General features: G+C 67.6%; 13 protein-coding genes. 11 read left to right on the forward strand and 2 right to left on the reverse strand.

Going from position 1 to position 14,024, the window contains the following annotated elements; genetic code table 11:
• Nucleotides 1–41 precede the first annotated feature (41 nt).
• The 3 genes from ACFW0G_RS28000 (at nt 42) to ACFW0G_RS28010 (ending at nt 6,891) form a co-directional block, all read left to right on the forward strand.
• Nucleotides 42–5,126, forward strand: coding sequence for a PA14 domain-containing protein (locus tag ACFW0G_RS28000; protein WP_378328393.1), 5,085 nt, complete (start codon nt 42–44; stop codon nt 5,124–5,126).
• A gap of 155 nt (nt 5,127–5,281) precedes the next feature.
• The gene (locus tag ACFW0G_RS28005; protein ID WP_378328394.1) at nt 5,282–5,605 is read left to right on the forward strand and encodes a hypothetical protein; all 324 of its coding nucleotides are present in this window, start codon (nt 5,282–5,284) and stop codon (nt 5,603–5,605) included.
• A 146-nt stretch (nt 5,606–5,751) separates the two neighbouring features.
• On the forward strand, nt 5,752–6,891 hold the full coding sequence (locus tag ACFW0G_RS28010) for a ricin-type beta-trefoil lectin domain protein (protein WP_378328395.1): 1,140 nt from the start codon (nt 5,752–5,754) through the stop codon (nt 6,889–6,891).
• An 81-nt stretch (nt 6,892–6,972) separates the two neighbouring features.
• On the opposite strand, the gene ACFW0G_RS28015 is transcribed toward ACFW0G_RS28010, so the two are convergent.
• Nucleotides 6,973–7,527: a zinc-binding dehydrogenase gene (locus ACFW0G_RS28015; RefSeq protein ID WP_378328396.1), complete on the reverse strand. Its 555-nt coding sequence runs from the start codon at nt 7,525–7,527 to the stop codon at nt 6,973–6,975.
• Between ACFW0G_RS28015 and ACFW0G_RS28020 the strand changes: the two genes are divergently transcribed.
• Both ACFW0G_RS28020 and ACFW0G_RS28025 read left to right on the forward strand, forming a co-directional pair.
• Nucleotides 7,485–7,655, forward strand: coding sequence for an FRG domain-containing protein (locus ACFW0G_RS28020; protein ID WP_378328397.1), 171 nt, complete (start codon nt 7,485–7,487; stop codon nt 7,653–7,655). The two genes, ACFW0G_RS28015 and ACFW0G_RS28020, sit on opposite strands and share 43 nt — an antisense overlap.
• Nucleotides 7,656–7,722: 67 nt before the next feature.
• Entirely contained in the window at nt 7,723–8,031 is a 309-nt protein-coding gene (locus ACFW0G_RS28025) for a hypothetical protein (RefSeq protein WP_378328398.1), read from the forward strand.
• 30 nt (nt 8,032–8,061) lie between these two features.
• Here ACFW0G_RS28025 and ACFW0G_RS28030 read toward each other — a convergent pair whose 3' ends face one another.
• Nucleotides 8,062–8,556 (reverse strand): universal stress protein, encoded by a 495-nt coding sequence (locus tag ACFW0G_RS28030; protein WP_378328399.1) that lies wholly within the window; start codon nt 8,554–8,556, stop codon nt 8,062–8,064.
• A 160-nt stretch (nt 8,557–8,716) separates the two neighbouring features.
• Here ACFW0G_RS28030 and ACFW0G_RS28035 point away from each other — a divergent pair, with 160 nt between their 5' ends.
• The 6 genes from ACFW0G_RS28035 (at nt 8,717) to ACFW0G_RS28060 (ending at nt 13,191) form a co-directional block, all read left to right on the forward strand.
• Nucleotides 8,717–9,541, forward strand: coding sequence for a hypothetical protein (locus ACFW0G_RS28035; protein ID WP_378328400.1), 825 nt, complete (start codon nt 8,717–8,719; stop codon nt 9,539–9,541).
• A gap of 258 nt (nt 9,542–9,799) precedes the next feature.
• The gene (locus ACFW0G_RS28040) at nt 9,800–10,381 is read left to right on the forward strand and encodes an HPP family protein (RefSeq protein WP_378328401.1); all 582 of its coding nucleotides are present in this window, start codon (nt 9,800–9,802) and stop codon (nt 10,379–10,381) included.
• 124 nt (nt 10,382–10,505) lie between these two features.
• Nucleotides 10,506–11,495: an Acg family FMN-binding oxidoreductase gene (locus ACFW0G_RS28045; protein WP_378328402.1), complete on the forward strand. Its 990-nt coding sequence runs from the start codon at nt 10,506–10,508 to the stop codon at nt 11,493–11,495.
• Complete coding sequence (locus tag ACFW0G_RS28050; protein ID WP_378328403.1) at nt 11,495–12,091, forward strand: hypothetical protein; 597 nt, start codon at nt 11,495–11,497, stop codon at nt 12,089–12,091. Before ACFW0G_RS28045 ends, ACFW0G_RS28050 begins: the two co-directional genes overlap by 1 nt.
• Before the next feature lie 12 nt (nt 12,092–12,103).
• Nucleotides 12,104–12,613 (forward strand): universal stress protein, encoded by a 510-nt coding sequence (locus tag ACFW0G_RS28055; protein WP_378328404.1) that lies wholly within the window; start codon nt 12,104–12,106, stop codon nt 12,611–12,613.
• On the forward strand, nt 12,613–13,191 hold the full coding sequence (locus ACFW0G_RS28060) for a CBS domain-containing protein (RefSeq protein WP_378328405.1): 579 nt from the start codon (nt 12,613–12,615) through the stop codon (nt 13,189–13,191). The genes ACFW0G_RS28055 and ACFW0G_RS28060 overlap by 1 nt, the downstream gene beginning before the upstream one ends.
• Nucleotides 13,192–14,024 lie beyond the last annotated feature (833 nt).

Genomic DNA, 14,024 nt, shown 5'->3' on the forward strand with positions numbered 1-14,024 from the left:
TGCCGCTCTTGTCTGTGCCTTCGGCTGGCAAATCGGGCGCCTTGACCGAACCGACACGACCGAAGTCCGACTTCGCCCCGCTGGCGACCGGCAAGCATCCTCGGTTCGACGCGCAACGATCAGCGAAGGACACCGGCGCGGCGCCGCCGACGAGTCTGGTCAGCCCGGTCGACCAGGCCGTGGTGGGCACCGAGACCCCGGTACTGCAGGTCGCCGCCGCCGGTGACGGCGTCCTGTACTGCTTCAAGATCTCCACCGGATTCGATGGCCGCTCAGGCAGCGTCATCGATTCCGGCTGTCTGGACCAGCCACAGTGGACAGTGCCGAAGCACGTGCTGCACGACGGCGCCCGCTACACCTGGACAGCGGCCACCGCACTGCCGGGCGCGACCACGGCGACGCCACCGAAGTGGGTCGGGCACTTCACGGTCAACCAGCGGGTGGGGGACCCGGGCCCGGCGCCGACCGATCATCTGGGCCCGGTGACGGTGAACCTGTTCAACGGCAACGCTCACCTCCAGGCCGCTGGGCCGGCGTTCTCCGCGGTGGGCGGTGCGGCGGGGGTGAATCTGGCCTACAACTCGCGAGAGGGCGCGCCGCATGGGGTGCGTGCCTCGTACTTCAACGACTCCCGGCACGCGGGGACCGCGGATGACATCCCGGTGATGGTGCGTGGCGAGTCCCAGATCAACCTGGACTGGGGCATCCCGTGGAGCGGCAATCCGGACAATCTGCCGTGGCGCGACAACCCGATGCCCGTGGCGCTGGACAAGAACTGGTTCGTCGTCCGCTGGGAGGGCCACTTCAAGGCCCCGGTCAGCGGTGATTTCCGGTTCGCCGGCGGGCACACCGACGGCGCGAAGATCTGGGTCGGCGACAAGCTGGTCTACGACAACCCCACCGCCGCCGAACCCGGCGACGACTTCCTGCTGCCCGGTCCTCACCAGGACCGCGACATCCCGCTCAAAGCCGGCCAGCAGGTACCGATCCGCGTCGAGCTCTATCACCACTCCGACGATCGTCCCCGGATGGTGTTGTGGGCCACCAGCACCACCGGCGACGACACCGCGCGCAGCCACAACCTGCAACCGCAGATCGTGCCCACGGAATGGCTGCTGTCCGCGGACTCCCCGTCGCTGCCGGCGGGCTGGACCCTGGCCGCACAGTCCAGCGCCTACAGCCGCGCGGAGATGCTGGACGGCTCGGTGGTGCTCACCGACAGCGCCGGCGGCAAACACACCTGGGCCAAGCAATCCGCGGGTGGCTACAGCCCACCGGTGGGCGAGGACGGGGTGCTGGCCTTCGACAACACCGGCCGGATCACGGTTACCGAAGGCGATGTCGTATCGGTGTTCAATCCCGACGGCACCCTGGCCGCGGTGTCCTCGGTGCTGGACGGCAAGAAACCCGCCGCTCTGCAATACCTCTACAGCGGCACACCACCACGACTGACGCAGATCAAGGATCCGGTCTCGGGCCGGTCGCACCAGCTGTTCTACAACACCGATGGCAGCGACAACTGCTACGGCGGAGTGTCCCGCCCGCCGGGCGCGGACCCTGCTCCACCGCAGATGCTGTGCCGGATCCGGTACTGGGACGGCACCGAGACCCGGCTGTGGTACCTGATGGGCACCCTGGCCCGGATCGAAAACCCCGGCGCGAACATCCAGGATTTCGACTACACCGGCCGTGCCTCCGCCAAACAGCGCTATGACCAAGCCGGCGACAACGAGGAGGAGAAGCAGAAAGCCCTCGACAGCGTCGGGCCGCTGGCCACGATCCGGGACAACCTGGCCTACGACTGGCTAGCCCGCCAGCCCGCGTCGGCGGACAACGGGTGCACCAACACCGGCGACGTCGCCGCCGCCTGCACGGTGATCGGCTACGACCCCGTGGTCGAGCACTACCCCGAGCCACCCGTCCTGCGCGCGGTCCAAATCCTGGCCCCGGCCCCGGACGGTCGGGACAGCGCACATCGCGCCGAGCACTTCTACCAGTACTACCTCGAACGCAAACAAGCCACCGTGGCCGTGGCCGGGGTGGATGACGCCACCCACTCCACCACAGTGACCTGGGATGACGGCGGCCGCACCCTGGCGACCACCGACCTCACCGGAGCGACTACCTCCACGGAGTGGAACACCAAGGACAAACCCACCGCGACCGTCGACACCAGAGGCAAACGCACCACCAACATCTACGACCACGCCGACCGCCTGACCGACTCCTACGGGCCCGCGCCGGCATCGTGCTTCACCGGCCAAACCCCGGCGGCGGCGTGCGCGGCCACGATGCCGCACTCCCATCACGGTTTCGACGAGGGCCTGGCCGGACTGCAGGCCGCCCTGTACGACAACCCGTCTCTATCGGGCGTGCCCACGGTGTGGCAGACGGGCATCGGCACCGCCGACGGTTCCCTGGCCAGCAACTGGGACCGCGCGCCACCAGTGGCCAACACCTCCGGCTGGTCGGGTCGGTTCACCGGTGAACTCCAGTTCCCCGCGATCGGTGACTACCACCTCGGCTTGACGGTCGTGGACGGTGTCCGGCTGTGGATCGACGACGTGCTGACCGTGGACGGTTGGACCGACAAGGCGTCCACCACGGTCACCGGCAAATACACCAGCACCGCGCCTGGCGCCTGGCACCGCGTCCGCGTCGACTACTACAACCGCTCCGGCACCACCGGCGCGCTGAACCTCACCTGGACACCACCAGGTACCAGTGCGGCGATGACCGTGCCCGGCCGGAACCTGGCGCCCCGCTACGGATACGAGACCAGCAAGGCCACCGACAGCACCTCCGGTGGCGGCGTCGAACGCGCGCCGTCGACCAAGACCACGACCGGCTACTCCGACCCCGCCGCGGGGATCGACCCGGCATTCGGGCTGGTGGTGTCCGAAACCAACGACCCAGGTGGGGCGAACCTGGTGCGGCGCAACAGTTTCGAGCGGCCCGGCCAGGGGTATCTGCGCCGGCTGGCCAACTCGCTGCCCGCCGGCGAGATCACCAACCCCGCCCAGCGTGGCACCTCGACCTACTACGGGGACAACGAAACCCGCGCCAACCCCTGCGTTCCCCGTTCGACCGCGGTCAGCCAGGCCGGCATGGCCAAGACCGTCACCGCGGCCAAGAACGCCGACGGGACAGCCAACACGGCCGAATCGGTGTACGACGCGGCCGGTCGCGTGGTGGCGGCCCGGATCAACAGCCAGCCCTGGTCCTGTGTCAGCTACGACGATCGCGGCCGCACCCTGAAGAAGTCGTTCCCGGCGATGGACGGCCAGCCTGCCCGCACCATCACCTACGAGTACGCCGTGGGCGGTGACCCGCTCACCAGCAAGGTCAGCGACGACAGCGGATCCACCACGGCCGTGGTCGACCTGCGCGGGCGGGTCGTGTCCTACACCGACGCCAGCGGTGCCGTCACCACCACCCACTACGACCAGGCCGACCGCAAGACCAGCGAGGCCACGACCGTCAAGGGCGTCACCTCCACGGTGACCTACCACTGGAACGACGCCTTCCGCCTGACCAGTGAGGATCTGGACGGGACCACCGTCGCCACTCCCACCTACGACGCGACGTTCCTGCAAAAAGTGAGCTACGGCAACGGATCCGCCCTCACCATCACCCGCAACGACACCGAGACACCGACCGCCCTGACCTGGCAGGCCTCCGGCTCGACGGTCACCGACACCGTCACCCGCTCCCGCGATCAGCGCATCACCGACGACACCATCACCGACACCACCACCCCTGCCACCACCTACGCCTCCGCCTACACCTACGACGGCGTCGGCCGGCTGGTCGCGGCCACCGTGCCACACCACCGGCTGACCTACGCCTACGCCGGTGACGGCGGCTGCGGGCAGAACCCGAGGGCGGGAGCCAACAGCAACCGCACCGCGTCCACCGACAGCCTCAACGGCGCACCCGCGATCACCACCAGCTACTGCTACGACAATGCCGACCGGCTGACTACCACCAGCGGCGGCACCACCCTGTCGTTCACCTATGACGCCTACGGAAACGCCACCAAGATCGCCGGCGACACCCTGGGCTACGACTCCACCCGCCGGCACATGTCCACCAGCACCGCCACCGGGCACACGGTCCAGTACACCCGCGACGTCACCGACCGCATCATCGCGCGGACAGCCCAGGACAACGCCAAGCCCGCGCAGGTGACCCGCTACGGCTTCGCCTCAAGCTCCGGCGGCCCTGACGTCGTCCTGGACGCCTCCGGGAACCTGGTTCAGCGGGTGCTGACACTGCCCGGTGGTGTCGTGCTCACCAAGAACTACACGCCCAATCCGACCAGCAACTGGTCCTATCCCAATCTCCACGGCGACGTCCTGTTCACCGCCGACGGCACCGCCACCCGCACCGGCACGGTCCACCTGTACGACCCGTTCGGCCAGAACATCGACCCCGCCACCGGCGTCATCGGCGACATCCCGATCCCGGCCACCGCCGCGGGGGGCATGGACTTCGGCTGGCTCGGCGAACACACCGTTCCCATCGAACATCTCGCCAGCCAGCAAGCGCTTGAGATGGGCGCACGCACCTATCTGCCCGCCTTGGGCCGGTTCCTGCAAACCGACCCCGTCTCCGGCGGCTCGGCCAACAACTACGACTACGCCAACGCCGACCCCGTCAACTCCTCCGACCTTACCGGCAAATGCGTCGAGTGCATCATCGAGATCATCGAGGGTGCAGAAGCCATCATCGAGTACGCCACCACCGACGACCCTCCCGCCAATTCTACGCCAGCTAAGCAAGAACCTGCGCCGGCAAAGCCGTCCAGCACTCTCGGGACGGCTGCGCCAAAGGTAGGAAACATTGCGGTAATTGGCCGACTGACGGATACTGCCGCCTTTGTTGGCCGACCAGGCTACGATGTTCTCAAAATTCCGGATTGGACACTGGCAAAGAATGACGAGTGGGTGAACATGGTGATAAAAAATAACCAAGACGTCTACATGGTATCGCCGCGTACCATCGACAATCTTTGGGACGACAAGAACAAGCGGGAGACCGTCTATGCTCGCGAGATTAAAATGTTCAGAAATGCCGGATACACGTTTGACGGAGATCATCTGCGTCCACCTCCGCGAAAATGATTACCATAGACCGTGTGATTAATTGGACGCGGGTATTGGGTGCCAAAAAGATGGTTCCACTCGACTGGCAAACGTTGGGCCTGGTCTGACCACGTCGAATGATCAACGGGCACGACGCTGCGACTTACTGCGGATCTTCACGATAGGATCAACCGGTGACCACACATGAAACACGACTGCAACGGCGAATACGACAAGACTTCTCCGAGTCTGATTCCGTCCAGGAGATCCTGCGCATGCTAGCGGATCTTTCACGTCAAACCGGCGATGACGTGCTCGACACTGAGCGTGTGCATGCGGCGATCGTTCTCGTGGCCCAGGGAGACATCACACGATTCCGCGAAGCCCTCGTAATGAGCAAGCAGGACTGGCGTGACGTACTCGTTGCTGCAGGGCTGGCGAATGAGGACTGGCGAACCCGGCTCGACCAGGAACTCGGCCCTGTCAATCCCAACTCGCCAACCCATTACAACACGTAGCCTTGTGCTCGGCTTCAGTGCTCGGTTCAGCGACTGTCGCTGCCGGTTTTGAGTCACTGAAATGCAATATTCGCATCCTGTCGGTGTCATCGGTCGGGCGAGCTCCGCCCAGCAGTTGCGCCGAGAAAATCGAGAAAAGGAAGAAAATGTCCGATTCTGCAGTCGAAAGGACAGCGCCGGTGAAAACGACAAAAGCAAGACGCGGAAGATCGTTATGGCGAAGGGCGACCGTGATTCTCTCGGTGCTGTGCGCGGCCGTGGGGATCACGTCAGCTGCAGCGACCGCGGCGCCTCAGACGAACGCATCGCCGATGGCGCTGATCAAGTTGACCTTTACCAACCTCAACAACGGCAACCTTTTGGACGTCCAGAACGGTTCCCGCAACGACAAGACGCCGCTGGTCACCAACCCGGCACCCGGGTTCGCCACCACGTGGCGCATCAACACCGGAGCGAACCCCGGCGCGGGATTCGCCATCGTCAACGACACCATCGGCAAGTGCGTCGACGCCGACCGCAATCTCTACGCGCTGCGGCTGCAGCCCTGTGACGGACGCGCGACCGAGCAGTGGTACTTCCAGCCGGTCAGCGGATCGGGGCAGAAGGCGTTCATGATCCGCCACGTCACCGACAACGCCTGCTTCACCGCGCAGGTCCCCCCTGGCACCGACAACGGGGCCTACTCCAACACCTGCGACGGCACACCGTACCAACAGTGGACGCTGCCCGCCGAGGCATACAAGACGGCCTGGAACACCGCTGTGGACTACGCCGCCGCGCGGTGCGGCAAGGACACTTCGACCTGCTCGTGGACCACGGCCAACCAAACGACACCCTTCGCCATGCCGGAGGCGTGCGTCTCGCCGGTGTGGTTCAACGACACTTCCCAAACGATCCCGTGGACATTCTCCCTGACCACCGAAACAGGCTGGACGAACACGATTGGATTCATCCTGTCGGGAAGCTTTTCCGCTGGTGGCAACGCCGGTGTCGTCAACCTCCAGCTCATGGTTACCGCCGAGATCCATGGCAGTACCACGCTGGACCTCAAGCAGACGTTGGGCAACAGCCTGCAGGTGAGCGTGCCCCCTCGCCAGTACGGGTGGGTCACGTTGTCGGAGCTGGCGACCAAGGTCACCGGTACATGGACGTTCGACACCCAAGGCTTCCCCTGGACCGCCGACGACACCATCACCGTGCCGCTCAAGAGCGATTCCACCGGTGGCGCGAGCATCTACAGCGCACGGACCAGACCGACCTTCACCAACTGCGCCGGAACGACGTAACAGCGCCAGTGGAGTCGATCCAGCACGGGCCGCCTGTCCCGGTCGCCGTCGGCAGGCATTCGCATTGACCTGTTTCGCGGGTTACAGAGCTGGAGCCGTCTGCGCCGTTCGGGAGGACCAAATAGGCCTCCCGAACGGTGGTTCATCCCATCGCTTATCACGACAGGGGCGACCACCGCGCGAGCCCGCGTTCCGAACGGCCGATATGCGGCATTGGCGGGTGTTCTGTTCGGGGAGCAGGACGAGCTTGCCGCGGGGGTGGCCGGACATGCCGAGTTCGACGGCGGACCGCCAGTCACCGAGCGGGTAGGTGCGCGCGATCGGGATAGTGAACACGCCGTCGGCTGCGAGCGCGGCGTATTCGGGCAGGAACGTGGCGGCTGGTACCGGATCGGTGGCGTGGTCGAGGCTGACCCGCGCGCCGAGTCGCCTCGCCTCGTCATGGTTGCTGATCGTCATGACGCGGTGCGGGTCCCCGGTGATGGCGATGAGTTCGGGGATGGCTCCCGCATACGGCGGCGGAGCGTCGAATACGAAGTCGACCGGGCCACCGGCGAGCTCGCGCACCCGATCGGCTGCCTCTCCTCGCGTCCGTGCAACACCACGGTGTTCCCGCTCGGCTGGTCGATGTGACATCCGACCCCGTGACGGCGCTCTGGTTCGCGACCGAAGAACACCGGCCCGACGCCAGCGGTCAAGTGCGGCAGAGTAAGGGGGTTTTTCGCCGCCGATGTAACCGGTACGGAGTGGTATTAAACTTTTGAGCATGGGTAAACGAACAACACTTGGGGGAGGGCGGCAAGTCCCCTGTCTGCGACTTACGAGCAAGCGTTGGCCAAGTCGGTAAGCGAAAAATCGATATTCCGGGTATTTTCTGCGTTTCCGGATGAGCATATGAAGGCGCAGCAGAGGTTCTTTCTGGGGAGCGCGGTCCCGGCGCGCACTCAAGCGCCCGGTGTTCTAGGGATCCACCTCGCCGCAACGCCTCCCGGCGTGGCCTGTCTGAAGAAGCTCTTGACCAGTGGCCGCGCAGTGACCGTACCCTTCTGTGCCATAGTCATTCCGGCGCATGTGAAACGTAAACTCAGCCCGGACGTCGATGGGTTTCGCGAGGCACTGATCCGAAATCAGCTTGATTGAGATCGTGGGTCGAGTTCTCCGGTTAACTCTTCACAAGCCCGTCGCCTCGTCCTCGCTTGCCTCGCTCCCCAAGGGGATCCGCCGTGCCGCTTCGGGGGTGATCACGACGACGGGACACTGCGCGTGCCCGACGCAGTGCCCGGCGACGCTGCCGAGGACCAGCTGCCCGAGTGCGGTGGTGCGGCGCGCGCCCACCACGAGCAGGTCCGCGGTGGCCGACGCCGCGACCAGTTCGCTCGCTGCGTCACCGTGCACGATGCGATCCTTCACGGGTGCGGCGTCGGCGAACTCGGCTCGTACGGCGTCGATCCGTTCGGCGGAGATCGGCGGGCGGACCGGCCGCCTGCCGTGCGGTTGCAACGCCAGTGACGTTCCGGGAAGAAGTGAATCTCGCGGAGCGACGTACAGCGCCTCGAGCCGGTCGTCGGACCGGGCTTGGCCGAGTGCCCAGCGGAGTGCGGCGTCGCCGGCGGGGGAGCCGTCCAAGCCGATGATGATCAGCCGGTGGTCCTTCTGCTGTGTCATGGTGTGGCTCCTCGGTCCCGGAATCTCGTGGGCTGTGCCGGAAGTGTCGGCGTGCGGGCACCCGGCCGACCATGGCCGAAGGTCCTCGCGGGCGGGGTCGGAGGCCACTGGATCGAGGCCGGGGGGCGGCGAACACTGGACGCGCGGCCAGGAGGATCCCATGACGCTCACCCAGACTGTGCAACCCTCGGCGCGTTCGCACGAATGGTCACACGACGAGCAGAGTGTTCTCGTCGGCGCGGCTCGCGAGGCACCGCCACGGAGGCTCAGCGGTGGCTGGGTGGTGCAGATCCACGACGGCGCCGTCGACGTCTTCGAGCGGACCGGTTTCCGGGTACCGGGCGACGACCGCGCGGGGCGGGCCCGCCTGATCCACTGCGGCGCGGTGCTGGCGAACCTCGAGGTGGCGGTGCGCGTGCTGGGCTGGGTTCCGGTGACCGTGATCGGATCGGCTCCGGAGGCCCCGGACCGGATCGCCCGGATCACCGCCGGGGCACGCACCACACCGTCCACACGGGACCGAGCCGGGTACCGCGCCGTCTTCGGACATCGATCGCGGTCCGATGTGGACACACGGCGATTGGCGCGGACACTGGTGGAGCAGCTGCGGCCACGACTGTCCGGTACCGGAGTCCGAGTGCGTGCGGTGCGGGAGAGCGATGCCCACGCCCGGATCGGTGAGCGATACCGTCTCGCGGATCATCGCGAGCATCCCGGTGGCTGTTTCGCGATCGCGGTCGGCTTCGAGAGCCGGTCCGATCTGATCCGGGCCGGGCAGGCCGCCCAGTATCTGCTGCTGGCCGCGGCGGAGCTCGGTGCGGTCGGCGACTTCGTGATCGCCCCCTTCCGTTACCCGAAGACACGGGCGTCGCTGGCTGGTGAACTCGCACTACCCGGTTTCGTGGAACTGTTCGTGTCGATCGCGATCCCGGAGCCCCGGCGACGGCCACTCACCGACCCGGAGTACCCGGCAGCCCGCCCGTGAGCGCTTTGCCCGGACGGGTCCGAAGCCCGGGGGAAGACTTTCGTGGTCTTTGGTCCCGGGTTTCGGTGTCTTCCGCATCCTGCGCTGGGCCCCAGTGTGCGCGAATGTGGCTTTACTAATCCGGCCAGAAGTAGGCGGACACGGGCCGCAGCCGATTCGCTTGCAGAGACCCGTTTCCGCCGTGGCTGTGGCCGGATTGGTAACGAACGGCGCAGTACCATCGAGAAGTAGGTGAAGCCGATGTTGACCGAGGAGATCATGAGCACGCCCGTCACGTGTGTCACGCCGGACGCGCCGGTGACGGAGGCGGCGGTAGTGCTTACCAGTCGTGGGATCGCGGCGATGCCGGTGCTCGAGAACGGGATCCTGGCGGGGCTGGTGAGCGAGACCGACCTCATGACCGAAGACGCAGCGAAACCGGGGGCTCTGGTCGCCGATCTGATGACTCGTGACGTCGTCACCGTCGCGCCGGACACCCGTGTCGCCGAGCTGCCCGAACGTCTGCTGCGCAATGGTGTCCGCAGCATGCCGGTCGTTTCGGACGAGGGGCGGGTGCTGGGTATCGTCGCGCGCCGGGATGTGGCGCGGGCGTTGGTGCATCACGACAGCGCGCTCGTGCGTCAGGTGCGTTACCGGCTCGACGGGTACTTCGGGTACGGCAGGCGGTGGGATGTGGAGGCCGATCGCGGGATGGTCACCGTGACCGGGGAATTCCGTGACGGCTCCGAACCACAGATGGCGCAGGCGATCGCGGAGATCGTCCCCGGGGTGAAGTGGGTCCGGGTCGTGCCGCGAAACACGACCCTGTCCGCTGAGGAGCCCGGCGGACGGTCGTCCTGATGCGCCTTTGGTGCCTGACGGGCCGGGACCAACGTCCCGTGCGCCGATGACCGGCGGCCGCATCGGGACCACGCGGTGAGCGGCGAAGCTGAACGGGTAGGAGAAGACAAGCCCGGGAGCGATGATGACACGCGCACTGTCCATTGTGGTCGATCAGGCGCTCGCGGCCGCGGTCCGGGCTCCGTCGCCGCACAACACCCAGCCGTGGCGGTTCGCGCTCGACCGCGACCGGGTTGAGGTCCGGCTGGACCGTGACCGCGTGCTGACCGTGGCCGACCCGGAGGCGCGCGAAGCCAGGCTGTCTTGTGGTGCGGCGCTGTTGAATCTCGTTGTCTCCTTGCGGTGTCAGGGTTTCGAGCCGCTGGTCGAGCTGCTGCCCGACGCCGCTGAGCCGGATCTGCTGGCGGTGGTGACCCACGAGGGGAAGCATCGTGTCTCCGTTGAGGACCAGACGCTCGCCGACGCGGTGTTCCGCAGGCATACCCACCGTCGGCCGTTCCTCGATCGGACGGTCTCGGCGGGCATTCAGGCCACGCTCGCCCGCGCCGCGAGCCGTGAGGCCGCCAGCCTCCATTTCGTGGACGCCGAGTACGCGGGTCTGACCGCGCTCGTGCGGCGCGCGGAGTTCCTGCAGGCAGGCGACGACGCGTTCCGTGCGGAAACCGCACGGTGGACGCGCCGTGACGCCGCCAGCCCGGACGGGGTGCCGCTGGCGGCCGCGGCTCCGCCGCCGGACCACGACGGTGTGGTGGCGTTGCGGGAATCCCATCTCGATCCGGATCTGCCGGTGCGCGCGTACGAGCAGCAGCCGTTGCTCGCGGTGGTGCTCACCCCGGACTCGGGTCCCGCGGCGGAGGTCCGTGCGGGCCTGGCGATGCAGCGGGTTCTGTTGACCGCGACCTCGGTGCGGGTGGCGGCATCGTTTTTGTCCCAGCCGTTCGAGGTGGCCTCGACCCGAGGCCGGATCACCGAGCTGTTCCGTCCGCTCGGCCGTCCGCACACCGTGCTGCGCCTGGGCTACGGCTACTCGGCCGCGTCGTGGACCGGCCGCCGTCCGGTCCACGACGTGGTGGTCACCGATGAAGACACCGAACGAGCCGAAAGGAGCTCGTGATGACCACCATGCCCATGGTCACCCGGTGGTGGCATTGGCTCTGTCCGCGCCGAGGCGGCCTCGCCCGGCGATCCGACCGGATCAAGGCCGTGATCCTGGTGGGCGCGGTCGTGCTCGGACTGGCCGCGGTGCCGCTCGCCGCGGCGGCCGGGTCGGTGGTCTACGCCCGTTCGCGCGCGGTGTCCGTCCAGCAACTCGCCGAGCGGCTTCCGGCCGAAGCGACGCTGCTGGCCGACGGCCCGGTCGCCGAGGCCGCGGGCCGGGCCGGGGCAGTGGCGGAGAAAGCCCCGACCGCCGCGATGTGGACGCTGCCGGACGGCACCCTGCGGCGCGGCCGGATCGACGCCATCCAAGGCACCGTGACCGGCGCGCGGGTCCCGATCTGGCTCGACCGGAACGGCAACCCGGTGGACCCACCGCTGTCGGTAGTGGGCGCGGGCGTCAACGGCGCCGCCGCCGGCATGGGACTGCTCGCGGTCACGTGGGCGCTGCTGGCGGCGGTGTACGCGGTCAGCCGCTGGGCCTTGGACAGGGGCCGGTACGCCCGCTGGCAATCGGAGTGGCGCCGGGACCAGGAACGTCGGGAAAACCGCTGAAGGGACAGGACAATGACAGAGGACAAAGCGAGCAGCCGGATCGTTGTGGGAGTAGACGGGTCAGCGGCGTCGGCGGCCGCCCTGCGCTGGGCGCGGGCGGAGGCTGACGCCAGGGGCGCCGAACTGCACGCGGTCACCGCCTGGCTCTACGACCCGATGCTCGACGACGCGTCGATCGCCCGGATACAGGACGACGCGCGCGAAGCGCATCTGGCCAAACTCAAGGAGTTCGTCGCGACGGTGCTCGGTGACGACCCGGGTGTCGAGGTGACCTACGAGGCTCCGGACGGTGACGCGGCGGACATGCTGGTGGCGAGGTCCGTGGACGCGGCCATGCTCGTGCTCGGCGGTCACGGTACAAGGAAGCTGCGGCACCTGTTGGTGGGTTCCGTGTGCGCGGCCTGCCTGCGGCACGCGTGCTGCCCGGTCGTGGTCCTACCGGACGGAGTGACGTCGAAGGTGGACGTGCTGGAGCGCTTGCTCGGCTCGGCGGCGTCGTATGTCCCGGGGCCGGTGCTGTGATGCGGGCCCGGGAGATCATGAGCAGCCCGGCCGTCACCACGGAACCCGGCACCCCGGTACGTGAGGCCGTGGCGCTGCTCGTCCAGCACGGATTCGCCGGGCTTCCGGTCGTGGACGAGCAAAACCGGGTGGTGGGTCTGTTCACCGAATACGACGCGTTGCGCGGGGCGCGGCGGCAGGAGCGCGTGGCCGTCACGGTCGGCGACGTGATGACCTCGCCGGTCGAGGTCGTCTCCCCGGAGACCAGGGTGACCGAGATCGGCCGCCGGATGCTGGCCGACCGGCTTCGCTGCCTGCCGGTGGTGGCCGACGGCGTCGTGGTCGGCGTGATCAGCAGGCGGGATCTCCTCCAGCCGCTGGTCCGCCACGACGACGCCATCGCCGCGCAGTTGCGTGCTCTGCTGACCGACTATTCGGGACACCGCGGCCGCTGGTCGGTCGAGGTCGTGGGTGGTGCGGTCACGGTGTCGGGCACCTTCGCCGACGAGGCGGAACGAGCGGTGATCACCGCATTGGCGCGCACTGTGCCCGGAGTGTCCGAAGTGGACTGCCGCGCTGAGCACACCGCGGTCCGATGAACACCGGCACCAGCGCGCTGCTCGCCGACGGCACGGTGGTCACCGTGCGGGAGTTGTGCGAAGCGGACGCGGTGTCGGTGCTGCATCGCGGGCTCTGCGAACGGGATCGGTAGCTGCGGTTCTTCACGACCCAGCCCGCAGGCGTCGCCGGGCTCGCGCACACCATCGCCATAAGGCCAGCGCCGCCGCGTGGGCAGGCCGAAGCCATCCACGCCCGCACGGCGGCCAACACCGCCACCACCCTCGCGGCGCAGGCACAGTACGCCGCGAACGACTCCGCCACCGCCGCCGAGTCCGCCGCCGGAATCGCCGAGGCCGCCGTGGCGGTTCGCCGAACCGCCGTGGCTGCCCGACCTGCTCGAGCGACCCGCGGTTCGCCGCCGCGGAGGAAGCGGAGCTGCGGTATTGGCACCGTATCGCGGGAGGTGCCCGGACAGGCGCGACAACCGACGACCCCGCGGTCGGCGAATTCGTGACCGGCGGGCCCGTGGCGACGAGTCTGCGGCTGGCCAACCTCGCGTTCGTCTGTGTCACGACCTGGCCGCACTTGCCCGAGCAGGCCCGGCACACAGTCTTCGGTGTACTGGAACAAGCCCCCGCGGATCGCGACCGGCACGAGCAGTTCTGGGTCGAGAGCTACGTGATCAACGACTGGCCGCCCCGCCCTCGGCCAACCCGGCAGCCCAATGTCTGCTGTTCCCGGCCGACCTCCCAGCTCCAGTTCTCGCAGAACTCCTCGGACTGCACATCGGCGCAGCCGTCACCTGGACCAAGACCCTCCAACGTGACTGGTCGGCTTACCTGGAAGCCCGCGCGGCCAACAGCAACACCGT

Origin of the sequence: Amycolatopsis sp. NPDC058986, from assembly GCF_042741125.1 — a bacterium.
Lineage (GTDB): Bacteria > Actinomycetota > Actinomycetes > Mycobacteriales > Pseudonocardiaceae > Amycolatopsis.

Bases quoted from the DNA above. Each gene is read 5' to 3' on its own strand.
- ACFW0G_RS28010 (WP_378328395.1), top strand. From the start codon at position 5,752: ATGTCCGATTCTGCAGTCGAAAGGACAGCGCCGGTGAAAACGACAAAA.
- ACFW0G_RS28015 (WP_378328396.1), bottom strand. From the start codon at position 7,527: ATGTCACATCGACCAGCCGAGCGGGAACACCGTGGTGTTGCACGGACG.
- ACFW0G_RS28030 (WP_378328399.1), bottom strand. From the start codon at position 8,556: ATGACACAGCAGAAGGACCACCGGCTGATCATCATCGGCTTGGACGGC.
- ACFW0G_RS28035 (WP_378328400.1), top strand. From the start codon at position 8,717: ATGACGCTCACCCAGACTGTGCAACCCTCGGCGCGTTCGCACGAATGG.
- ACFW0G_RS28040 (WP_378328401.1), top strand. From the start codon at position 9,800: ATGAGCACGCCCGTCACGTGTGTCACGCCGGACGCGCCGGTGACGGAG.
- ACFW0G_RS28045 (WP_378328402.1), top strand. From the start codon at position 10,506: ATGACACGCGCACTGTCCATTGTGGTCGATCAGGCGCTCGCGGCCGCG.
- ACFW0G_RS28050 (WP_378328403.1), top strand. From the start codon at position 11,495: ATGACCACCATGCCCATGGTCACCCGGTGGTGGCATTGGCTCTGTCCG.
- ACFW0G_RS28055 (WP_378328404.1), top strand. From the start codon at position 12,104: ATGACAGAGGACAAAGCGAGCAGCCGGATCGTTGTGGGAGTAGACGGG.
- ACFW0G_RS28060 (WP_378328405.1), top strand. From the start codon at position 12,613: ATGCGGGCCCGGGAGATCATGAGCAGCCCGGCCGTCACCACGGAACCC.